Below are 23,317 nucleotides of genomic sequence, written 5' to 3'. Positions count from 1 at the left end.
TTTTCACTAGTACGGCTCTTTCCACGGAAAAAGGAGGATAAGGGGTTTATTGCTGTGGAAACTGTTTCAACTCCCGTGTTAGGATTCACGAAAAAATTATGGTGAAGGCGGAAGCGTGGTGTGCCGTGTTTCCGCCTTCTTACATAAATTTATTTTGAATTTGATCAACTTAGCGATTATTAACAGTTCTCAAAACATGAACGATTTGGAAAATGACTTAGGCAAGCTGGTTAATGCAGTGGTTAAGGTAATGGTGGCGGCAAGAGAAACCCAGAAAACTGAAGAAGCAATCGCCATCTGCGACGAAATTCGCCGGCTTCCTGATGACCTGGTGACAGAAGTTTTAAACGCAGTCATGCTTAACCTGGTACAAATTGACCCTGCTCTTTGCCGCTGGTTTGTTCTCGATATTTTTTTGCATAATGCTGACCCAGAAGGAAAAGCGGATGTGGCAGAGCGGATCAATCTGTTGATGGCAGACCTCCGAGCTCAATAGCTTGGCTGTAGCCGCTCAGGAACAAAATGGTCACTACCTTAGAAGCAGGTGACAACTACCATTAAGGATAAAATGTCCGAGAGGATACAAAAGTTAAAAACTCATCTGAACCATGCCACACGTATTAATCGTAGATGATGAAGCTCCTTTAAGAGATAGCCTCAGCTACGCTTTACGAAAAGAAGGCTATGACGTTACAACTGCCTCAGACGGAGCAACCGCAATTAAGCAGTTTCATAAGCAAGTTCCCGATGTGATTTTGCTTGACCTGATGCTGCCAGAAGTCGGCGGCATGGAGATCTGCTGGCGCATTCGGGCCTTTTCTAATGTGCCAATTGTAATTCTCTCAGCCAAAGACCAGGACATTGACAAAACCTGGGGGCTAGAAGCAGGTGCAAACGACTACATCACTAAACCTTTCAACACCAGTGAATTGTTAGCTCGAATTAAAGCTGTATTGTCATGAGTTTGCTGTTGTACTGCGGCAAGTTTAGAGTACTCAGCTAGCTGCGAGGTCTGAAATTTTCTATCAGTATGGGTTGAAATCCGTACCACCACTTCAATCTTGAAATGTGGAGTGGGAATGCTGGGCAAGGTATCCCTCTTTATCGTCAAGCATTTCCCACATAAGGACTCCACTACCGATGGACGAATTGCCCTCCTGCCAAAGTCTGCAAGAGCAAGTTGATGCACTGTTGCAATTGCTCAACCAGGAACCTTCGCTGCGATCGCAACAAAACACGACCGCGATTCATACGTCCTTAAGAAAGGCGATCGCCCCCACTTTTGAGATCGTGTTCGCGGGAGCATTTAGCGCCGGAAAATCGATGCTGATCAACGCTTTGCTGGAGCGAGAATTGCTCTACAGCGCTGAAGGGCACGCTACTGGCACCGAATGTCAGATTGCTTATGCAGAACCAGGCAAAGAGCGGGTGGTGTTGACCTTCTTGAGTGAGGCAGAAATTCGAGAGCAGGCAAGCGTCCTCTGTCAGCGATTAGGACTGACTGCATCGGTGAACGTCAATCAAATGGAAGTGGTGGATCTGCTGCGGCGAAAATGCCGGGAAATCATTCACCAGGAAGGTGGAGAGAGTAAGTCAGAACGGGCGAAACAAGCCAGCGCTCTCCATTTTCTGATCGAAGGATTGCTCAACAACCGCGACCACATTAATACGGTCAGCAACACGACCTATTCAATGGAGCATTTCAACTTCTCGACGCTCCAAGAAGCTGCTAGCTATGCCCGTCGAGGCAGCAACAGTGCTGTACTAAAGCGGGTGGAATATTACTGTCACCATGATTTGCTCAAAGATGGCAACATTCTGATTGATACACCGGGAATTGATGCCCCCGTCAAGCGTGATGCTGACTTAACCTATCGCAAAATTGAAGACTCAGATACGTCCGCCGTTGTCTGTGTGCTGAAACCCGCGTCGGCAGGCGATATGACCACTGAAGAAACCGATCTGCTAGAACGAACTCGTTCTAATCCCGGTATTCGCGATCGCCTCTTCTATGTCTTTAACCGCGTTGATGAAACTTGGTACAACACCCAACTGCGGCAACGGCTCGATAACCTGATTCAAGAACAGTTCCGCGATTCCAGCCGCGTTTACAAAACTAGCGGATTGTTGGGCTTCTATGGCAGTCAGATTAAAGCAGCAGGAAGGGGCGATCGCTTTGGACTCGATACCCTTTTTGCTAAGAATGTTCAGGACACCAACGCACACGAAGAAACGCCTCAGTTTGTCAGCGAATTTAACCGCTACTGCGCTAGTTCTGGTAAATTACCCGCCGACCGCTTCCGCATTGATGTCAAAAGCTACGAGTCGCCCAACGAAAACTATGTGCGAATTCTCAGCGAACAGGGAGATCCGCTGATTGAGCAACTGATTCTAGACAGCGGCATCGAAGAATTTCGCACCGCAGTCACCCGCTACCTGACCGAAGAAAAGCGCCCCCTGCTGCTGGCAAACCTGGCAGACGATCTGCAACCGCTCTGCATTTCTCTGCGAAAATCTTACCTGGCAACCTGGCAAGACCTGGAGAGCCAACCGCAAGACATTGAGGCAATTAAGGAACAGGAACTCAGGCAACTTGGTAAGGAGCTAAAGCAGGTTGGAGATGCCTTTCAGCAAGACATCGAGCGAGAGGTGAATGAAGCGATCGCCAGCGCCAGCAACTCCACCTTAGAGCGCGACTTCCTCAAGCTCAAAGCCAGAATGGTTAGCCGTTTGGACGAATTGCTCAACACTTTCTCCGTGGGCGAAGTCCACAAACGCGCCCAGGCAAGCCATAAGCGCAACTCTGTTGTGCCACTGTTGGGCATTTTGACTGAGGCTTTCTACTACTTGGCAAATGGGCTAGAAGATGTGCTGGTCGAATCTGCTGTTGAGGTCGTCACCAACTTCTTCCATCGACTCACCAATCGGGTTAAACAGCAGGAATATTACCGCAACCTCTATCGCCTGCTAGGAAACGATGACAGCATTGAGCGCAACCTGAATCTACTGCTAGAGCAGGTGAAAAAGGCAGTGGTAAACGAAGCCCGGACGGAGTGCGATCGCTATGTGCGTGAGCGTCCCGAGTTTTACACAGAGGGCACCTGTTCCATGTGGCAACTGCGCCAAACCTTGCAACAGGCTTGCCGGGGTTACGACTACCAAAACATGATTGAAGCTGAACCCGCCATTCGCCAACTGCTCAAGCTCGACCTTGAGCAAAAAGTGAAAGAAACGGTAATGCGCACCTTCCGCCAAACAATTAACCAAACGCTCAACTATCACCTACTAACCAGCGCAAGCCAGCAGGCAGAAGCAATCTTGCAGCAGTATGATCAGGCGCGGCTTTACCTCTCTCAAATCCTCGACAAAGAAGCAGAGGAAAAACTCAAAACCAATCGCCGTAAACAAGCTGAAGTTGAGCAAAAAATCGCGGTCTACAACAAGGCGATCGCAGGCATTAACACTTGCCTCGAATCTATGCATCTCGATCGCAAAAAGCTACCAGAAATTAACAGGTCAGATCTGCTCATGCCTCTACCAATCCCAGACCTATCTCCTCAATTAGAAGTTTCAGAAGTACTTGAAGCTGATGTCACCACTGAAGCAAATGGGGCGATCGTCTCTTCAACAGAAGCAGAACATCAAAAGCTATTTGAAGAATCAACCCCATAGCCCAACAACCTGTAGGGGCGCAGCATTCGGCAAATAAACCCTAGAACAAACCAGAAATTCCCGCCCGAATGCTACGCCCTCTCCGGAGAAATTTGCTCTAACTAAACTCACCTTTCAAGCATTGATTTGTAATTGGACAGAATGACTATGACTGAAAAGTTTGAAAGGCAAAACCGCGGGAACGATGATGTCCTTGCGTTTGGTGATTCCACATACAAAGTTGGGAAATTTAGGAAGGCAATAGATTTATCGTTTTCCAGTTCGCTAGGAAGCCATTTAAGTGGTGAACTTAGAAATAAAGGAATCCAAATTGATCAAAAACGTTTAGCTCCTAACAATAAGCCTGATGAATATGCCCGATGGTTTAATTCTGGTATGGAGTGCGAAATTCTTCAGGTCGGTTCTGACAGTTGGAAAGTCGGAAAAGTCAGGACCAAAGTTGAGGTTGAGTTTTATGTGGAAGAGCTTGAATCTTTAGAAGATGGCGAAAGTAAAGTTTTGGAAACTATCCAAGCAGAATCACCTTTGGACAGCATTCGCCAAATGATAGTTGAGGACAAGGAATAGAATTTTATGCAAGAAACCGATCGCCAAGACAACTTTGATCTACTGAATCGTGACGAAGTTTTATCAGTAGAATCTGCTGAACTTTTGCAGTATTTGGATCTACCACCAACTCTTAGAGTCGCTGAGTTTGTGGAGGCGATCGCCCAACGGTTACTATCTCATGAAGAAGCCCACCTATTCTCACAAGGACTGTCCTGTGAAATCCTGAGATTTGGTAAGCGGAACTGGCACAAAGGAAGAATCAGAGTCAGCATAGAATTCTGCCCGGATGTCCCTAAATCTCCCCTGGAAGACATCCGCCAAACAATCCTCTAGTAGTTTGGGTGAAGCATCGCGTAACTTAGCTAAAGCCAAAACCGTAATAGACCTTCAGAATTAAAAGTATTAGTAGAACGAATGAATAATGACTTTAAAAGGCTAGATCCAAGTGCAGTAATTTCCTCTGACTGGAACATTAGTGGACTGATGAGTAATAACACCTTCAAGGTATCTGAATTACTAAGAGCGATACAAAAATGTACAGGAAAACAAGCTTTTTGGTTTGATATTGGTGTGGGTTGCGAGGTTCTAGGTCTTACTCAAGGTTGGCAGAAAGGAAGAGTTAGAATCTCTATAGAGTTTTGTCCTGATGAACCTGAGTTGGCTGATACCTCAGAAAGCAGTGATGAAGCAAGTTCTCAACCCGAATCGCCGCTTGATGATATTCGACGAACTATTGTTGATTAGGGCGATCGCCAAAATACACCAGAACTCTAAATTCCTAGTTTCAAGATGAGTAAAATGCCCCGGATTTTAATTCCGACAGAGGTTAGAAAATATGTGCTAGAACGCGATCAGCACCAGTGTAAAAGCTGTGGCTCTAGCACCAAACTTTCGGTGGATCACATTATTCCGCTTGCCAAAGGTGGTTCCAACGACATCAGCAATTTGCAAACGCTTTGTTGTTCTTGCAATTCTAGTAAGCGACACAAATTTGACCCACGGTTTCGGCGTGGGTTTGATTTTTGAACCTGCTTAATTGCGGGTCTTCTAATTTAAGCTGGGGGCTACAGTGTGAATTTAGGCGATCGCCCCGGTCTCGTTGGGTTACGCTTTGCTTCACCCAACCTACGGGAAGTAATGACTGAGATCTGACTAGCTAGCCAGGTATTCTCGTATGTATTGATTTACCAGGTCAGGGCGTTCTTGCTGCACCCAGTGGCTACAGTCGGGAATATAGCGAATTTGAAAGTTTTTGACGTAGGCTTCAGTCCCATAGGTGAGTTCTTTGCCTAAAGCCGTATCATTTTCGCCCCAAATCATCAGAGTTGGCACATCCAAAACGCCCCATTCCTGGTTGACGATTCCCTGCTGAAATGGGTTGCGGTAATAGTTGATCATAGCGGTCAGGGCACCGGGCTTAGCGGCGGCTTCTTTATAAGCAGCTAAATCTGCGTCAGAGAAGGCACTCTTGTTAACGGCCATTCCGGTTAGAGCTGCAGCAACAATCTGGTAGCCAGAGGCTTGTACTAACAGTTCGGGTAGCCAGGGAATTTGGAAGAAGAAAATGTAGGAACTGCGAAGAAGCTGTTGGGGAGTGCGTAGACCTTCAGCAAATTTGGCGGGATGGGGTAGATTCAGAATGATTAGCTTTTCTACCAATTCAGGATGGGCATAGGCAAAGTTCCAGGCGATCGCCCCACCCCAGTCGTGCCCCACTAGCACACAGCGATCGTAGCCCAGCCCACGAATCACGCCTTCTATGTCTTTGATAAACTCAGACATAACGTAGGCAGACTGGTCTGTGGGTTTTTCGCTGTCATTGTAGCCCCGCAGATCGAGTGCCACGACTTTGTAGTCTTGAGCAAACTCAGGAATCTGCTTGCGCCAGGAGTACCAGAATTCAGGAAAGCCGTGCAGCATTAGCATCAGCGGACCTTCCCCCTGAGTCACATAATGCAGCCGAATCCCGTTACTGATGATGTAGTCGTGTTGCCAAGTTTCTAGGGATTGCATTGGGTTACTCCTTGGCTGCGGGAGCAAGTTGCCCAAAAGCGGCAATCAGAACATCGGGAATTGCGCGTGGACGCATGGCGATCGCATCGACCCAGACCCACAGTGCCTCTGCTTTGAGCAATAGGTCATCACTACCCTGCTTACGAATCTCATAACGCCGGATAGCACGAGTCCCGCGCATTTCCTGAAGCCAAGTGGTGACTTCGAGGATGTCGCCTGCGATCGCCGGACGCAAATAGTCGAGTTCCACTCGTCGCATCACAAACCAGCCACCCAGTTCGCGATAGCGATCGAGGTTAAGCCCCAGGTGTTCTGAGTGTTCGATCGCCGCCTGTTCTAGATAGTGCTGGTAGACGGCGTTGTTGACATGCCCCAGTGCGTCCATTTCGTGGTAGCGCACCCGTAGCTGGGTTTTATATGGCTGCATGGACTGGCTCAGTTGCCCCGTTTCAAGGATTGCCCTCCCATGCTACCGAAGATGCGCTACTACGAGGTCATATTTTAGTCTTGACCCAGGAGATTAGATAGTCTGTCTTTCAGCGCGGTGACTTGAAGGTCTTCCTTGGGAAGGGACAACAGCTTCACTTCGATTTCGGAGATATTTTTAATCCGTGTGGTCTTTTCCCAAGTCCGCTTCTCGCTTTCAGATTCGTGCTCGTAGCGGAATGTGACCGTTTTATTGACCACCTCTAAAATCTCCGCATTTTTGACCCAGCCTTTGCTGCTCTCAATGTAAAGCCAGACGTTGGACTGTCCAATCAGCTCTTTTAGCTTGTCTTCCATAAGGGTGAAATTACCTTTAGCAAAAATCTGTCCAGGGATAGATTGCCCAAATTGTCAGTTGGTCAATCAGTATATCCGATCTGCTGAAGGTTTTTCGGTCAATTTTTAGTGAAGTTGCCAAATCAGTTCTAAATTTGTTGTGAATGAGTAGGTTGTAAACCCCTTTTAGCTAGATTTACAGCCTGTTTGGAATAACTACGGGGCGCGTTCCGGTCACCTGAGCCCGCTCCCAAAGGAAGCCAGTGATGTTTGCTAGCTGCGACAGAAGAAACAAGACTGAAATTAGTAATCCCTGAAGTGGAGAGGTTTGTGATAGTGGATAAGTCAAAAGGTTGAAGTAAAAGGACAGCGGTTCGACTTTGATTTGTTCTACGTTGCGTCGAGCGCGGGACTGGTGAAAGCAGAATGCGCCTCGCCCGTAGTTGAAATGCTGTTGCCAGAACTTGGGTAAGGTGAGGCTGTGAGCATGATAGACCTGCACTTCTGGGGCGTAAAGCATGAGGTAGCCGTGATACAGCCAGCGATCGCAAAATTCTCGATCTTCTCCCGCTGCTAGGGAAAAACTCGTATCAAAGCCACCCAGCGCCCGAAACTGGTCAGCAGGCAGAGCAATGTTGTTAGACGCAAAAAAGCTAGAGCGATCGCCTTCAACGCTGTAGTACTTGTACAAATAATCAATCAGAACCTGACTGGCGGTGGAGTAGAGGTTGTTGGGCAGAGCGTTGAGGGTGCGACCCCCAATGATGCAGCGAGGGGTCGTGGTGAAGCGGGACTCTAACGCTTTTAACCAGTCCCGGACGGGAGCGCAGTCGTCGTCAGTAAAAACTAAGAACTGTCCGTTGGCTTGTTCTGCACCCACGTTGCGGGCTTTGGCGGGACCCGCATTAACTTGTCGAATCAGCGTCAGGTGTAGTTGGTCGCGAAAGGGAGCAACGACTGCCTCCATTGAAGTTGGGCTACCGTCGTCTACAACAATGACCTCAAAGCGATCGCCTGGGTAGTCAAGCTGGGCGATCGCGTGCAGACAGTTTGTCAATCGCTCTGGACGAGCGTAAGTGGGAATGATAATCGAGAAAATTGGATGCTGTGTCATAGAACTAGGTTCAGTGTTGGATGTAGCTGATGGATATAACCAAAACTTACGCAACAAACTAACGAAATTTGACTAAGCCCCTTGGCTCTTTGTTTTTGACAAAGCTAAGTGAAGAATACCCAGCAGTTTTTCAAATAACTTTGGTGAAAGTAATCGGATACTCAGGCTGTACACCATTGCTCCGAGCAGAATGCAAACGACTAAGAGTGCTTGAGAGTTGAGTAAATTTTGAAGTAATTGTTTGGAGCCTAAGATAAAACCTGCCATTACTAACGAGCTAACAAGTGGAGCCGTAAACTGACTGAGATAAGTGAGCATTGGTGTTTTGATTAATCGGCTAACTGCCCATTGATTGATCGGAAAAATTAAATATCCCCGAATCGCGTAGGCAGAGGCAACTGCAACAATTCCCCATTGCACGGATATAGCAAAGCCAACCAAGTTGACTGCTGTATTTAACAAGCCAAACCAGAGTGTCCAGGCGGGCTTACCCATTGCAATAAACACAGATCCTTTAAAGAAGTTAATTGCCCGCAACATTCCGGCAAAACACAAAATTTGCAGCACGGGAATTGAAGGTAGCCACTGATTGCCAAACAGTAATACAATCAGTTCGGGTGCAAGGGTAGCTACACCTAAAAATGTAGGAAAAGCAACTAGACTAGTGAGTTGAGTCGCGGTATAAAATGCTTTACGGAAAAGCTCAGGTTCTTCTTGCAGTCGCGAAAAGGTTGGTAGCGCAACCTGGTTGCTGGTATTAACCAACAGTTGGGTCATTACACCTAATATTCGATAAGCGATCGTGTAATAGCCTAAAGCGACTGAACCTAAAAAATAACCGATGAGAAAGTCATCTGCTCGTGTGTTTAGAAAATTTAAAAGATTGAACCCTAAAATACTGATTCCAAAACTACACAATTGCTGAAAATGTTTGAGTGAAGCTTTAAACCTTGGTCGCCAATCGCTCGCAACCCATAGTATTAAGGTGCCAACCAGGTCTTGCACCAACTGCTGGCTCACGAGGCTCCAAACGCCAAAGCCATAAACTGCCATGATTACACCTACGCAGCCACCAGCTAAAGTTCCGACTAGCCAGCGAATGGCGATCGTCCTAAAAGCTAGGTTCCGCTCCAACAAAGCTTGCTGAATGTTGCCAAAAGAAGTAACTAAAAACAGCAGAGAGAATCCTTGTACGATTGGCGTGAGCTGAGGCTGATTAAATAAGGCAGCAACCCGATCAGCAGTTGTTAACCCCAGAACTGTGAGTAAGATGCCGATTGCAAGATTAGTCCAAAAAGCAGTATCTAGGTGTTCTGGTTCTAAGTTCTGCCGTTGCACAATGACTTGAGCAAATCCCTGATTTAGGAAGATTTGCATAAATGCCAAAAATATATTGGCCAACGCGACTAACCCGAAGGCTTCAGGGGATAGCAAACGAGCTAGCACCAAAAAAACAATTAGTGATCCTGCCTGGCTACCCCAGCTTTGAATAGCAGACCAGACTACACCTTTGATCGCTTTTTGTTTGATGCTCATGAGATAGCTTTGAATGGATTCAATCCCTGGGAGTGCTTTCCTGTTGCTTGAATCTGCTGATAAATCTCTACAAAGCGATCGGTGCGTCGATTTTCACTAAAGTGAGTGAATGCATGTTTGCGTCCATCCTGTCCCATTTGTTCTGCTAGAGATGGATTTTGCAACAGACGCAATAGTGCAGCAGTGAGTGCATGAACGTCATCCGGTGGCACTAAAAAGCCCGTTGTGCCATCGCTGACAATTTCTGGCTGTGCCCCAACAGCACTGGCAATTACTGCCGTTCCGCGCATCATTGCCTCGGTTGACACATTACCAAAGGGTTCTTCCCACAAAGAAGGTACAACTTGTACCCAGGCTTGCTCAAATTGTTTCTCAAGCTGAGCGTGAGGTAAATGTCCAAGCCAGGTTACACAATCCTCTACTTTGAGTTGTGCCGCCAAGGTTTGCAAATTCATTGCTTCAGTACCCTGTCCTGCAATCCACAGTCGTGCATTGGGCACTTGCAGTCTAGCCTGAGCAAAAGCTTGCAGTAGAACGTTCACCCCTTTTTCTGGTACTAACCGTCCGGCAAACACTACAGTCGGAGGGTGAGTGAGGGGCGATCGCATAGGACGCTCAGATACGCCATTGTGTACCACTTCAACCGGTCTAATTCCCTCTGCTTCCAACTTTGCTTTCATTGCATGACTGAGGGCGACAACCAGGTCAAAAGCATCCTTCCAACGTAACCAAAGCTGTCGCTGCAACATCAAAGGCACCCAAGCCTGAGGTGACAGACAGTGCTGCAGGCAACTGACTCCTGCTGTATGCTGGCAAGGTTGACCATCGGGTAAAACTTTAGTTCCTAGCGGACAAATCGCCTTGTAGACTGCTGTTTGATAGAGGCAGGGCACAGATTTGAGTAGAGGGAGAATGAGTGGCGAAAGTTGCCACATGAACATGCGGACATGGACAACGTCAGGGCAAAAAGTATTTAAGGCATGACGCAGGTTTAAGTAGGCAGAAACATTAGCAGTTTGGGACAAGACTTGAAGCCGCGTGTTGCTGCCAAAGCAATGGTAGTCAGAGAGTAATGGGCTCCCTGACACGGGTATGACTCGACTGGAGAAAAGACGTACATCATGTCCGCGATCGCGCAATCCTTGCCGCAGAGACAACATTTGCAGTTCAGCCCCTCCCGTCGCTGTACCGTAATCGTGGAGTAGAAGAATCTTCATTCGGCTACGTAGCTAATTTCTGGATGTAGCTGTCTCTAAGATTTTAGAGTGTGTGGGAGCTTGAACTTGTTGCTGCTGCAAATGTTGCTTAGCGTACTGTGTCGTGAGATAGCGATTAAGCCTCTTTTCCACAGGAGCAAGCAAGCCATACATCAAAACCTTTTGGAGAAATCGATGTTTAATACCAAAGGTAATTTTCTGAATGAGGGGCAAAAGGATTGTATCGCGCCTTCTCCAACCCAGTGCCTTGTACTTTTGCTTAAAATAGCTATCCTCTGCTAACCCCCACTTTTCTTGCATTCGGCTAAGGCTAGCTAACTCCCAGGCATCACTCCAACGCAGCATATAGAAGTGCAAATCTGTCCATTTTAGGGGTTTGCCGGGTACGTAAGTTGCAACACTGTCTGGTTCAAAATACACAGTCCCCCCTACCTGAGCAACTGCCATACAGAAATCTACATGCTCTTTAGTGTTAAGCATGGCTTCATCGAAAAAACTAATTTGCCTAAAAACTTCAGTTTTCACTAATGTGCAGTGAAACTCTGATAACTCTGTTGGAGTACGCTGAAGTTGAGGACGAATATCTGCTACGCGTCGCCCTTGCTTATACATTTTTTCGCGTAAGCGAAGTCTTCCTTTGATGTCGCGAATAATCCGTGACTCACCGCCCGCAAAGTGAATCGTTTCATGAACAGGTTCTTCCTGACACACTAATGGCCCGACAACGGTAGCACCAGTCTCCTCTGAGCATTGAATTAGTGCTTCTAGCCAACCCGAGGTTACGATGACATCATTATCTACAAACACGACATACGGAGTCTCAACCCGTTCTAGTCCTAGGTTCCTGGAGCGGTTAGGGAAAAGGTAGTAGTTAGTGCGAATAATTTCAAAACCCTTTTCCTGTGACTTTGCTTCCAGATATTGTCGAATTTTTGTCGGGGAATTGCCGTCTACATACACAAGTTTGAACGGAACTTTTGTGTATTGATAAATGCTCTCTAACGACTCACGAGTATAGCTAAATCGCTCACGAGGTGTAACTACGATCGTAACTTGCGGCTCTGACATGATGTCTACGCTCCTTGAATCGTTAGTACAACTATTTAAGGGATGTTTGATTTCAACTAGGAGTTACCACTGTTGCTTCAATGGGCGATCGCCCCTCCTTAAACTGCTCCTGAACGCTTGACCACTGCTGCTTTGTAAACTCCTCGTGGTATGACCGTTCCGTATTTACATTCCACAGATCGTGCTTTTCACCTAGAATGTTCCGGACTGCCAACATCGCTGTCAGCATCGAGTGGTCTTGATTGTTGTAGCGGTGCATTCCATTGCGACCAACCGTTTGCAGGTTTTCAAATGTTTCCAAGTAATCTTGAATCACCTGTAAGTGCTGGCGGTACTCCCCGTCATAAACCGGATAGGCTTTATGTTGGCGAATCACCGTTCCATCTTCCACATCACCCTTATTGACTCCTAACCCTAACTCAACCGCCTCACGGCTTGCCAGCTTGATTAAATCTGCATCTGACATTTCCCAGAGGTCATCCCCTTCGCTGCAAAAATATTCCATGCCTAGACAGGTCTTACTGCTATCAGGCACCATTTCTGGGCTCCAGTTCTTAAAGTTCTGAATTCTGCCAACCTTAAACTCTGGGCTATGAATATAAATCCAGTTATCAGGAAATAGATCTGGTTGGTTGACGACCAGAGATACAATCAAAAAGTCCCGATATTTTAGCCCTCTAGCAGCCTCTAGAACATGCTCAGGCGGGGGTGGATCAAGCCGATGCAACAGTGCTGTGACAGGCATAGTAGAGACAAAATGATCTGCCTCAATTTGAAAGGTCTGATCGCCTCTCTGCGCTGTAATACTTTTGATGCGGGTTCCTTCACGCTCTACCCGAAGTACCGATGTGTGTAGCTCAACCGGAGAGCCTTTACTGTCCAAAATTTCCTGACAGCGTTCCCACATCATGCCCGGACCAAGCCGTGGATAGTCAAATTCTTTAATCAGGCTCTTGGCGTTTTGGCTGCCAAATACTGCGTTGATTACCGCTCTTTTGAGAGACATCCCCTGAATTCGCTGAGCAGCCCAGTCTGCCCGAATTTTGTCGCATGGAATGCCCCACACTTTCTCGGTGTAGGTTTTAAAGAAGATGCGGTAAAGGCGATAGCCAAAGCAGTCAATTACCCATTCTTCAAAAGTTTCTGGTTCGTTTCCAGGTCGCAGCTTTGCTTTTAGCTTTGCCTTGAGATAACTCACCAAAATCATGAAACTGGTGACAACACCGAGATTACTTAGTGCGTTGAACAAAGAGAGCGGATAGTTGTAAAACTTGCCTTGATAATAAATTCGGGACAGTCGAGGAACTTTGATGAAGTCGTCTGTCAGAATTTCGTGCCAAAATTGCTCAACCTCAGTTACTTTAGTGAAAAATCGGTGCCCACCAATGTCAAACCGATAGCCCTTATAGGTTTCGGTTCTGGAAATTCCACCAACCTTGTCAGACCTCTCTAACACAACAGACTGGATACCTTGCTTGACTAATTGGTATGCAGCAGTCAACCCAGCTGGACCGCCTCCCAGAATTGCAACAGGGTAATGCTTCATCAATCCTTCTCCAATATCCTTTAAAGTTGACCCGCGTCGAGCGTAAAACCTTGGCGAACATCTAGTCTGAATTTGTAGAAGTGGATGCTTATTCAGATTGATGCTTTAGATTTGAGGGAACTTGGCTTTGGCAATCTGTACTGGCGGATGTGGTAGCGAATAGTGCCAATTGCAAAAGCAAGTCCGCTGTAGAGAAAATAAAGCCAGTGCCAGGGAACGGTCCGCACGGCAAACCATAATCCCCGCTTGTGTTGAAAGAATTGATAAACAGAAAAATTTAGCAGCAGCAAAGACAAACTCAGAATACCTGCCAAACCCAGTGCAGGTAGCCACCAGAAGCTTGCAGCCAGAGCAATCAATAGCCCATAAGTCAGTACTAGACTGACGCGACTTGAGGTTTTGAGATTTAGGTCATTGACAAATTGGCGATCGCGCCATAGCAACTCAGTCCAGGGCAAGGCACGGTAGAAGAATTCAGCCCTCAACAGAGAGACGGGTCTCCAACACTTTAAGTGCTTGACCTGCACATTTTTACAAAGCCGAATTTGATGTCCCGCCCGTTTAAGTCGATAGCCTAACTCAATATCTTCAATGGAAGGATAGCGATACGCTTCGTCAAAACCGCCAATCTCTAAAAATACATCTCGTCGAATTGCACCACAGGCACCCCAAAATGTAGAGGCTTCTTCACAACCCGTTTGATGAGTATAGTGATGAAACAAGTTTTTATATTGGGATAGAAAATTAGTTGCGCCAGGAGCATCATCGTAAGAGCCAATCAGGGCTGCAATATTGGGATACGTTTGGAAGGCGATCGCCACCTGCGACAACGTGTCAGCACCAATGGTGACATCTGCATCAACAAAAAACAGAATGTCACCTTGAGCTGCCTTCGCCCCTGCATTTCTTGCTCGGGCCGGGCCACCTGCAGTCGGGAACTTACTGACCTTTGCTCCAGACTCTTCAGCTAAACGCCAAGAATCATCCGTTCCACCATCTACAACAATGACAACTTCTATAGAGTTAGGAACAAATTTGGTTAAACTAGACAAACATTCGCGGAAGCTTTCACCGCCATTGTGAACCGGAATCACAATTGAAATTGCTGGTTCTATGGAAGAACGTACATCTGAGTTGGTCAAAGTCATTACAAGTATTCACTCGCCTCCAGATAGGACCTGGAAAATGCCACTAGGTACTTCCAAATTTTTAAAAGTCTCTGCCAAGACCTTTTACTAACAAACCACTTATCTATCCGGATAAAATCACGTATCTAATTTGCTATCTCTAATTTTTTGAATGGGTAATCCCCTTGCTTGAGCTGAGCCACAAATTGACTGCACTGAACATTCCTCGTGAAGCGTGATACCCGGAAGGGATAGAAAATTTTGCTGAAGATAAGGCAGGTAGATGAGGTGGGAATAGTGCCTAGGGAATATCTCTAACGTGTTAATTAATACTAATACTTGTATGTCTACTGTATGTTAAACAATCGCCGCCTTTATGCACTCTTTAAAGAGTATCTCTACACTTCTCGCTAGTCATATTAAGCCAGTACAAATATTTTACTAACTAGCCTTTATTATCTAGAAAAAGCACTTAATCTTGTTAAGCTTGGTGTGTTTAATAGTCTAGATTTATGCTCTACTTTATTGCTGTTTGGACTCTTTTAAGTATTGTTTGTTGGTTAACTGGCACAGCCTTGCTGAATAGTTTGAAAGCAAACATTTTTGTGAGATTGGGCGATCGCTCAATTATTTCTCTTTGGTTGGGCGTTGTTTTCCTTTCTATTGCGCTTTTAGCAACGTCTTTTATCTTTGCTTTATCGTCCTGGGTAGGAGGATTAGTAGCTACGATACTAGGCTTTCTGTCCTTGCTGTCCCCAAAGGTTCGATGTGAAATCGCAATACTGCGATCGCACTTGACTCCCAGTGTACTTGTAGGAATCTTGACGCTGTCCATTGGAGTTGCCGCCTTAACCACACGCCAAGTGACCTGGATTGACACAGGTCTTTATCACTATGGTGCAATCCGTTGGTTATCAGAATTTGGTGCAGTTCCCGGTATCGCCTTACTTTCAAAGCAACTCGGCTTTGCCTCCGCCTGGTTTGCTCTTGCCGCACCTCTCAATGCCGTCTTCCTGGAAGGTCGAGCTAGTGCCGTAACGAATGGTTTTGTTATATTTCTGGCATCCTTGCATTGTATAGTCTGTTTAACTCAAGGCTTTGCTAAAAAATCAAAAATTAGTGACTGGTTTATCGTATTTTTCTTATTTATAGTTATTTCGGGCAGTGTTGCGACCCGGCTTTTGTCAACTGTTTTAATCTCTCCCTCTCCTGACATTCCAGTTATCTTTTTGACGGGTGTGGTTGCTTGGGTGATATTAGTAAGTTCCGATTCCATTAATTCTACTCAGTTGAAGCATCCAGTTCTTTATGCTGATTTGATTCCCCTAATATTAGCTATTGGAGCAACATCAATTAAGCTTACAGCCCTGCCTCTTCTGTTTGTCACTAGCCTAGTGTACTTATTCGGTAGAAGATTTAGTTCAAGACGATTTTTGGTGGGCAGTGTAGTCAGTATTTTACTCTTACTACCCATACTTTTCTTTGGAGCAACCAATTCTGGTTGCTTGCTATATCCTTCTCCTTTACTATGTCTTGACGTGCCCTGGGCAATCACTTCTCACGAAGCTCAAGCGCTTGGTGAAGTAACTCGTGGTTGGGGCAGTTGGTTTGGCTCTCCGCCCTCTCAAGCCAACTCCAGTCTATGGCTGTTCTGGCAATGGTTTAACTCTATCAGCTCAAGTAAATTAATTGTGCTATTAGTTGGAATATCTATTGCATCAACGGGTTATGTAATCAAAGAATCCCGAGCAAAACAGAATTTCAGTTACTGTTGGATTTTAATCTTGGCGTTTGTTGGAAGCGCTTTCACCTTATCGCAAGCACCTTTGTTGAGGTTTGGTATAGGATATTTTGTTCTTTTGCCTACTTTGCTGGCTGCTCTCCTATTTCAATCACAACTCCAAGTTAGTTTGGCGAGAATTACTAACCAGCCGCTGTCTTCATGGCAACTTAAGGAGCTACAGCACCAAAGTCTATTCATTTCACTATTGTTGGCTGCCATGGTTGGAACGAGCTTAACCAGTCAAGGAGTGCGATCGCGCCTCCTTTTACCGCCCCAAGTTGTTCAAGTAGAAGTGGTAGAAAAACAAATTAATGACGTAACCTACTTCTCTCCAAAAAATCAAAAGGGGGCTTGTTGGGCAGCAGAATTACCTTGTACAAATCAACCGGATAGAGCAATTCGATTACGGAATCCAGAGCATGGTGTCCAAGCCGGATTTTCGCGTCAACTTTGACCATCTGCTTGTAAAGAGAAGCAGACCTCAGAATGAATTGTTGCTAACCAGATTGAATAGGAAAATAATAGCTTAGAAAATTCTTACGCCATGACCTTCTCTTCCTTTGGGGCAATTGTTGTCATAGTCAGCATTAAAAGTTTGAAAATAGCGATAAGCTGCATCCGCATCCGTTATCTCATGAACTAATTTGTCTTTAATATTGTAAATCAATAGATTTTCGTAGGGATAATGACTCACTAGTGATCCGTAGTATAAGGCTGTGGTAAGTCCATCCTCATTCACTTGTAAATTAGGCGTCACGACATCAGCTTTCAAAGTGTAGGTTTTATAGATTATCCGCAATGCTCCTGCTAAATCCCAATTGGACTCAAAAACGACTGCTGGTCCGGAATAGGGACAGATCCCGTCAAGAATCAAAGTAGCATCATCCTTTAAGGATGGCAGGTGTTGTTGAATATCAGCAAGGATATTCTGTTCTTGACGGTAGGCATCAGCCCAATAGGAAGCAATGGCATTGTTGATTATAAAACCACTACTACAGAGTAAAGCGATTAGCAGGCAAAAAAGGACTTTACGTGAGCGATTTGTACGAATAAAACTGCTTGCCAGTCCGATTAAGCCTATGAAAGTAAATGCTACTCCTATTGCCGAGGCTATAGCGATACGGTTGCTAATGCCTGCGGCTGAGTTTTGGGCGTTTTGCGTAAGCAAAAATATTGAATAGCCTGCTGCAAAAACAAAGAAACTAGCTAAAGTCAATTTCAGTCCGTTAGTGTAATTGAGTAGGTTAATGTTCTGTAGTTTAACGATATGAAATAGATAACTGAACACAACCAACCCCACCAATCCGCCTAATATTAATATTACCCAGTTAGTTTGACTATAAATAATACTGCCTACAATCCGAGGTAATTTAAATCCATAGTCACCATAGCTAATTGTAACTGCGTCCTTAAAAAGTTGAAAAAGCCAACCTAGATGCTCTTTGAACTCAAGTTCTCCTTGACGAGTTGTTGTCATCTTCTTGAAGAGAAACACAAATACTACGCAAGGGAACGTGCTTCCCATTAACAATATTAATTTTAGCTTGCTGAAATAGCTTAAAATTGATTGATTGAGTAATCTCCCCTTATACCAAGATAATAAGGGGTTAAATAGAAACCAGGGCAAAAAGATTTCATAGGCTAACCCACTAATTAAAAGGCTTGCAATACTGATCAACTTCCAAGCCCACAGTCCTAATGTCGTTTTGGTACGTACTGCTACAAGGTCTGCATATAAACTTAGAAAGTATAGGGTCATGCTTAAAGTAATTTGAAAAGCTGCTACCCAAAATCGGTTCGTTGAATAGTGAGGAAGTAGCGCATATACTAACGGAATGGATAGTGCAAGAAAGCGTGGTTGCTTTAATTCTCTAAGAACTAAGTAGAAGAAGACGATTCCCAAGCTAAGAAATACACAATTAATTAGATGATATCCTAATGGATTTAAGCCAAATAACCAATAAAGACCTGCAATGTAAAGAACCTGCACAGGTCGCATCTGGACGTTAGGCTGATGTAGATAGACAGATTGAAACAACCCCAGAAAGGATTGATCTGTAGAGAGATTAAGAGGTGCTAAAAATGACCAGTCGTCACTATAAAAGCCGAGAGACGGAATGTAGAGAATTAAAGAGATTAGGACAACAATACTCAAGAAGAAACAATCTGAAAAAAGTTGTGAGCGTATGATTTTATGCTCTGGTATTGATTCCATGATTTTCGACTTAACTGATGCCGATTTGTGTTCTTAAAGTCTAAGGGCGATCGCTATTCCTCATGGATTTAGCTTCGCAACAAAATCACGCAACTTATCAGAACCAGTGATTTCAATGCGAGGCAGAGCGAGTAGAGGTTCCTGTAGACCACACAATCCCGATCGGCAACTTAATCCAAAGGAGTAGCCACAGGCTCCTATTAGATGCTGGATGACTCGATCTTCAGCACCGTGAGGATAGGCAAAGGTTTTGACGAGATGTCCCAGTTCCCGCTCCAAAATCATACGTGAGCAAATTCCCTCTCGGATTACTGCCTCATAAGGAATTGTGGTTAGCGGATGATGGTTTGCAGAGTGTGAGCCAAATTCAACTCCTTCACTCTCTAGTTGTCGAATTTGCTGCCATTCGAGCAGGGGAATTTCTTCTCCGTAAGCCTGGTCCCAAAGATTGGTTTTGCCTACTAAATTTGCAACAAGAAAGACAATCGCTGTGAACTCATACTGCTTCAGAATTGGCCAGGCGTAGGTTTGAAAGTCTTGATAGCCATCATCAAACGTGAACATGATAGCTCGACCTGGTAACGGTCGGTGAGCTTTCATTGCGGCGTGCCAATCCTCTAGCGTAATGCTGTAGTATCCTGCGTCATATAAATAACGAACCTGTTCCTCAAAGGCATCCGGACTGACACGATAGCGAGCTGACTCCGACGCACCGCTAGGGGCAACCCGATGGTACATGAGAATCGGGAGATGATAGGTCGAAACAGACTGAACTGTCTGATCGCGAGGTGTACCTCCATTCCACAGAACATCGGCGGCAACTTGAGGTGGGGGTGGTGTAGGTTGCGGCAATTTAATCAACTCTGGAGCAGTTTGGGAGAAGAACCACCGAAACTGCGGGCTACGTTGAAAAAGCTGAATTCGATAAAGCGGAGTCCAGATTTCTCTGACTAGGTGAAGGGAGGGTGTGCTTGCTAGTATTTCCCCAATTACTTTTGCCCCAAACGGAAAGTTCCAGTTAAAGCCAGGGCGATCGGGTTCATCAATAACCAGGTTTGCATGTGCCGTTAATAAGTAACCACCGGGCGCGAGGGCATCTGCAAACTTTTGAGCCACATTCTGAAGGGTTTCTCTCTCATTAGCAAAGTAAAGTACTTCGCTACAGATAATTAAATCGAACGGTTTAGGCAAGGGTTCCTTCATGAAGTCGAGATGCATGAAGTCAACATTTTTCAAGCCAGCGCACCGTTCAGCCGCTTGTTCAAGAGCAATTTGAGAAATATCAGCAGCAGTCAAATGTTCAACATGAGGAGCCAGCTGCGCGGTGAAGTGTCCCTCAGCACAAGCAAGCTCAAGCACCCGTGCGATTGGCTTGGGAGGTAGCAAGGAGAGCGTTTGCTCATACTTGGTTTGTTCATACTGGTTCGTGTAATTCCAGTGAACGGGACCAGTTGCAAAGGTCGTTTCAAAGTAGCTGCGATTATAAAGCGGTACCTCAACTGCCTGTTTTGTATTGGAGCGGAATGTATGCGTGGAAGAGGTTTTTTGCTTTTGAACGGGACGCCAAATTAAGTCAGGTGCATAGACTACACGGGCAGCTTGTTCACTTGGCTCCAGCACATGTAGGACAGGTTCGCCAGCCATCAAAGCACAATCGCTCAGTTCACGGGCTACTGTGGCAGGAAACACTGCCCTGCGAGAAGCGCTTGTCCCAAACACATTAAAGGTACGTCGCCCTAGCACCACACCTCTCTCACTAGGTGATAGGACGCGGTTAAGAGCATCAGTAGGCGAATTGTGAGAAGCTGCTTCGAGGAGTCTATCTCGGAGAGAGGTTGGCTCTGTAACAGGTCTGCCAAGGAGCCCTTCTCGAACGGCTGTGCAGCAGAGTTCATATCCTGTTGCCGCTGTAAGTGCTGCTCTAAGTTCTTGCGATCGCACCACATCATCTTTAACAGGTACCGGGACAACTCCAATAGCAACCCCACCTACTGTAAGAACTACGTCAAGCTGTTGTCCTGCAACTTTTACGTCTGACAATGTTCCACTCACTTCAAGTGTGAGCCAACCGTCACTTAAGCAACACTTTGTGCTCGCCTCTTCTGGCGCTTGAGGATCATAAAAGCTAGCCTCTGGCAAATCTGGACGTGCCCAAATCTCTTGTAGAAACACTGTCCAGCCAATCTGATTATGAATTTTCGACCAAACGATAGGTTGTTCAGACGGTAATTCTGCAAGGCACAGGTTTCCTCGTCGAATGGATGAACGAGTTTCCTGTGTTTCAATACTCAAGGAGGGATAAACAGTGTGCTCAAAGAAATGCCCTATAATTTGCCAAGCAAAGTCAGCGGCGATCGCATCAGTCAACACATAACTATGAACATACCCTTCAAAAACGGGAAGTTCTAATGTGCCGAGACAAGTTCCTTCTAGTTCAATGGTGCAATGAAGGCGTTCAACCCCTTCTGGCAAGGAAAGGTTAGGTATGGGTTCTGTAATCTCAAGCTGAATAGTATGTGAAACTTTAGTTTCCATACGTTCTGGTATTGCTAATGGCTCTGAGCAGTGCTGTTCAAGAGCAGTATAAACATCGTGATGTAATCCTGAAATTTGAGTTTGTTCCTCTAAAGCAAGTAGGAAATTGTTAACTTGCGCTTGTATAGTAGCCCAAAGTTTATTCCACTCACTTGGAGTTTGGCAGGTAGGTAAAAGCGATGCTAGGAAGAGATTTTGGACAATGTTTTGTGGATCTAGCTCAGGAGCAGGTTCATCTTTGAGAACTTCGAGCAGCGATCGCGCATCGCTACCGCTGCCAATCATGAGTCCAGCAATCCAACAGGCAAAGTAATACTTTGTGCTGGAGAGTTGGTCTGTGGGTAATCCGTTTTGGTAATTGGGATCCGGGTTCGAGATGCGTGGATCAGTTGAATGCCCTTGAGTGATTACCTGCAAACCATCTGTAAAAACTTGGAAACTGCTCATTGAAGCTGAATCCGGTCTCATCCGATACAGTGCAAGAACCTTGTAAACGGCTGCAAAAGAAGCCCCTGTGCGAGCAATCCGTTGCCACAGATCCCAATCCTCACAGGTTTTGAGCGAAGGATTAAATCCCCCAACTGACTCAAACAGTGAGTGTCTGAAGATGCAGGTGTGAATTGCAAAAGCACAGTATTTTGCAAATACCTCAAATAGGTTGTCTGAGCAGGGACAGCAGTACTGGTCAATATATCTTCCATCTGGGGCAACTCGTGCCCAACCACAGTAGACCGCATCTACTTCAGCGTTTAACTTCAGCACGTTTGTCAATAGCTCAAGACAAGGAGGTAAGAGCCAATCGTCCGCATCTAGAAAAAGTAACCAGTTGGACTGAGCTAAACTAACTCCTCGATTTCTAGCTGAACTGACCCCTCCTTGAGGTTGGCTCACTACCTGAATTCGGGCATCTTTTGCTGTAAATTGAGCCGCGATCGCTGCTGTTTCGTCGCTTGAGCCGTCATCAACAATGATTGCCTCCCAGTCCAAATAAGTTTGGCATAGGAGGGAATTAAGCGTTTCAGCAATTGTCCCTGCTGCGTTATGGGCAGCGATCACGATGGATACGTTCACGTAATCTCCAGATTTTTCTTTACTTTGCTGTTATGTTTATTGCCGCACAAGCTAACTACTCATGACTTGAGAATAGAGAGCTTCATACTGAGAAGTAATATTCTTCCAATCCAGTTCTCTTGCTCGTCTGCGAGCTTCTGCTCCCATTACCTTGCAATCTACTGGATTATCAGCCAGTTCTAATATTGCGTTTGTGAGTTGTTTCGGATCGTTGTTTTGTACCAGAATGGCTTCTTTCCCTGGCAAATAAGCTTTTACAGAAGGCAAATCGGTGGATAAGACAGGTAACCCACAGGCAATACCTTCCAACAGAGCATTATTGGCAGTAGATTGAGTTAATGGCAGAAACAACAAATTGGATTGTTGATAAAGCTTGAGTAAACTAGCATCATCAATGCCCTGATGAATTGTGACGTTTGCTAAGTCTTTAACTTCATCTGCATTTGAGGAAACAACATGAAATTCAATGTCCTTGCGATCGCTGAGTGCTTCCGCAACGGCTCGTAATGCTACAAAATCTCTTAAATATTTACCAACAGTGATGCATTTAAACTTGTCTTCTTTGGATCCATCACCTGGATGAAAGTAGTCTGTATCAATGCCATGTAGAATTGAGGAAACTTTATCAGCTCCGATCAAATCACTAAAATAAGCAACTTGTGCAGGCGATACTACCGTAACAAAGTCCAGTAGTGGAATGACTGAACGATCGAGAAGTGAGTCAAGCAGTTCAGGGGGTTGGTGGAAGGTGGCGATGACTTTAGGACGCTTTTTCCCTAATAGCTTGAGCAGCCTGGGTAGAAACTGTGGTGAGTGCTCTCCATCCAAATAATGGACAATATCAACTTGTTGCTTCCGACACTTTTGCAGAGCTTTATACTCTGCGGTGAGGTCGCTTAATTTGTACCACTGAATTCCTCGCATTTGAACTGCGTAGCGCAGCACATCTCGTAACCCTGAATGTTGTAGAGGAAAGTCTTCATCGCTGTCTGAAGTGACCCACGTATCTATGTCATATTTGTTTTGATCGATGTATCGAACAAACTGGTGGATACCAGAGTTTCCACCCCAATGCGGATAACGGGTACGAATTAAATGAATATGCATGG

General features: G+C 45.6%; 20 protein-coding genes. 8 read left to right on the top strand and 12 right to left on the bottom strand.

The annotated features are described in order from the left end of the window. Nucleotides 1–196: 196 nt before the first annotated feature. The 7 genes from H6F93_RS18085 (at nt 197) to H6F93_RS18055 (ending at nt 5,247) form a co-directional block, all read left to right on the top strand. Nucleotides 197–496 (top strand): hypothetical protein, encoded by a 300-nt coding sequence (locus H6F93_RS18085; RefSeq protein ID WP_190645620.1) that lies wholly within the window; start codon nt 197–199, stop codon nt 494–496. Between the two features lie 112 nt (nt 497–608). Next, the gene (locus tag H6F93_RS18080; protein ID WP_190683415.1) at nt 609–962 is read left to right on the top strand and encodes a response regulator transcription factor; all 354 of its coding nucleotides are present in this window, start codon (nt 609–611) and stop codon (nt 960–962) included. A gap of 178 nt (nt 963–1,140) precedes the next feature. After that, complete coding sequence (locus H6F93_RS18075) at nt 1,141–3,672, top strand: dynamin family protein (protein WP_190683412.1); 2,532 nt, start codon at nt 1,141–1,143, stop codon at nt 3,670–3,672. A gap of 147 nt (nt 3,673–3,819) precedes the next feature. Further along, nucleotides 3,820–4,239 carry a KGK domain-containing protein gene (locus H6F93_RS18070; RefSeq protein WP_190683409.1) on the top strand — a complete coding sequence of 140 codons (420 nt, stop codon included), beginning with the start codon at nt 3,820–3,822 and terminating at the stop codon, nt 4,237–4,239. A 6-nt stretch (nt 4,240–4,245) separates the two neighbouring features. Further along, nucleotides 4,246–4,554 (top strand): KGK domain-containing protein, encoded by a 309-nt coding sequence (locus H6F93_RS18065; protein ID WP_190683406.1) that lies wholly within the window; start codon nt 4,246–4,248, stop codon nt 4,552–4,554. An 81-nt stretch (nt 4,555–4,635) separates the two neighbouring features. Beyond that, nucleotides 4,636–4,965 carry a KGK domain-containing protein gene (locus H6F93_RS18060; protein WP_190683404.1) on the top strand — a complete coding sequence of 110 codons (330 nt, stop codon included), beginning with the start codon at nt 4,636–4,638 and terminating at the stop codon, nt 4,963–4,965. Between the two features lie 54 nt (nt 4,966–5,019). Further along, nucleotides 5,020–5,247 carry an HNH endonuclease gene (locus tag H6F93_RS18055; RefSeq protein WP_242043505.1) on the top strand — a complete coding sequence of 76 codons (228 nt, stop codon included), beginning with the start codon at nt 5,020–5,022 and terminating at the stop codon, nt 5,245–5,247. A 126-nt stretch (nt 5,248–5,373) separates the two neighbouring features. On the opposite strand, the gene H6F93_RS18050 is transcribed toward H6F93_RS18055, so the two are convergent. From H6F93_RS18050 to H6F93_RS18010, 9 genes are all read right to left on the bottom strand, one after another. Next, entirely contained in the window at nt 5,374–6,234 is an 861-nt protein-coding gene (locus tag H6F93_RS18050; RefSeq protein WP_190683398.1) for an alpha/beta fold hydrolase, read from the bottom strand. A gap of 4 nt (nt 6,235–6,238) precedes the next feature. After that, nucleotides 6,239–6,661, bottom strand: a complete 423-nt coding sequence (locus tag H6F93_RS18045; protein ID WP_190683395.1) for an acyl-CoA thioesterase — start codon at nt 6,659–6,661, stop codon at nt 6,239–6,241. Nucleotides 6,662–6,735: 74 nt separating this feature from the next. Next, nucleotides 6,736–7,017: a DUF6679 family protein gene (locus H6F93_RS18040; protein WP_190645612.1), complete on the bottom strand. Its 282-nt coding sequence runs from the start codon at nt 7,015–7,017 to the stop codon at nt 6,736–6,738. A gap of 175 nt (nt 7,018–7,192) precedes the next feature. Then, nucleotides 7,193–8,110 carry a glycosyltransferase family 2 protein gene (locus H6F93_RS18035; protein WP_190683391.1) on the bottom strand — a complete coding sequence of 306 codons (918 nt, stop codon included), beginning with the start codon at nt 8,108–8,110 and terminating at the stop codon, nt 7,193–7,195. Nucleotides 8,111–8,182: 72 nt separating this feature from the next. Further along, nucleotides 8,183–9,646 carry an MOP flippase family protein gene (locus H6F93_RS18030; protein WP_190683388.1) on the bottom strand — a complete coding sequence of 488 codons (1,464 nt, stop codon included), beginning with the start codon at nt 9,644–9,646 and terminating at the stop codon, nt 8,183–8,185. Beyond that, nucleotides 9,643–10,863 carry a glycosyltransferase family 4 protein gene (locus H6F93_RS18025; protein ID WP_190683385.1) on the bottom strand — a complete coding sequence of 407 codons (1,221 nt, stop codon included), beginning with the start codon at nt 10,861–10,863 and terminating at the stop codon, nt 9,643–9,645. The genes H6F93_RS18030 and H6F93_RS18025 overlap by 4 nt, the downstream gene beginning before the upstream one ends. A 12-nt stretch (nt 10,864–10,875) precedes the next feature. After that, nucleotides 10,876–11,931, bottom strand: coding sequence for a glycosyltransferase family 2 protein (locus tag H6F93_RS18020; protein ID WP_190683381.1), 1,056 nt, complete (start codon nt 11,929–11,931; stop codon nt 10,876–10,878). A 52-nt stretch (nt 11,932–11,983) separates the two neighbouring features. Continuing rightward, nucleotides 11,984–13,477 carry an NAD(P)/FAD-dependent oxidoreductase gene (locus H6F93_RS18015; RefSeq protein ID WP_190683378.1) on the bottom strand — a complete coding sequence of 498 codons (1,494 nt, stop codon included), beginning with the start codon at nt 13,475–13,477 and terminating at the stop codon, nt 11,984–11,986. A 92-nt stretch (nt 13,478–13,569) separates the two neighbouring features. Further along, complete coding sequence (locus tag H6F93_RS18010) at nt 13,570–14,625, bottom strand: glycosyltransferase family 2 protein (RefSeq protein ID WP_190683375.1); 1,056 nt, start codon at nt 14,623–14,625, stop codon at nt 13,570–13,572. Nucleotides 14,626–15,116: 491 nt separating this feature from the next. Here H6F93_RS18010 and H6F93_RS18005 point away from each other — a divergent pair, with 491 nt between their 5' ends. Then, nucleotides 15,117–16,841, top strand: coding sequence for an LIC_10190 family membrane protein (locus H6F93_RS18005; RefSeq protein WP_190683373.1), 1,725 nt, complete (start codon nt 15,117–15,119; stop codon nt 16,839–16,841). Between the two features lie 72 nt (nt 16,842–16,913). Here the strand turns inward: H6F93_RS18005 and H6F93_RS18000 are convergent, their stop codons facing one another. From H6F93_RS18000 to H6F93_RS17990, 3 genes are read right to left on the bottom strand one after another with little or no spacing between them, the layout of a single operon-like run. Further along, a complete protein-coding gene (locus H6F93_RS18000) occupies nt 16,914–18,602 on the bottom strand; it encodes a hypothetical protein (protein WP_190683370.1) in 1,689 nt (562 codons plus the stop codon). A gap of 60 nt (nt 18,603–18,662) precedes the next feature. Then, nucleotides 18,663–22,208: a glycosyltransferase gene (locus H6F93_RS17995; protein WP_190683368.1), complete on the bottom strand. Its 3,546-nt coding sequence runs from the start codon at nt 22,206–22,208 to the stop codon at nt 18,663–18,665. Between the two features lie 51 nt (nt 22,209–22,259). Next, nucleotides 22,260–23,315: a glycosyltransferase family 4 protein gene (locus tag H6F93_RS17990; protein ID WP_190683364.1), complete on the bottom strand. Its 1,056-nt coding sequence runs from the start codon at nt 23,313–23,315 to the stop codon at nt 22,260–22,262. Between the last annotated feature and the right edge of the window lie 2 nt (nt 23,316–23,317).

The sequence above is a fragment of the Leptolyngbya sp. FACHB-671 genome (genome assembly GCF_014695745.1).
In the GTDB taxonomy this organism is placed as follows: Bacteria; Cyanobacteriota; Cyanobacteriia; order Elainellales; family Elainellaceae; genus JAAUTN01.
The sequence above is the reverse complement of the archived record's forward strand: the minus strand, read 5'-3'. Positions and strand labels throughout refer to the sequence as shown.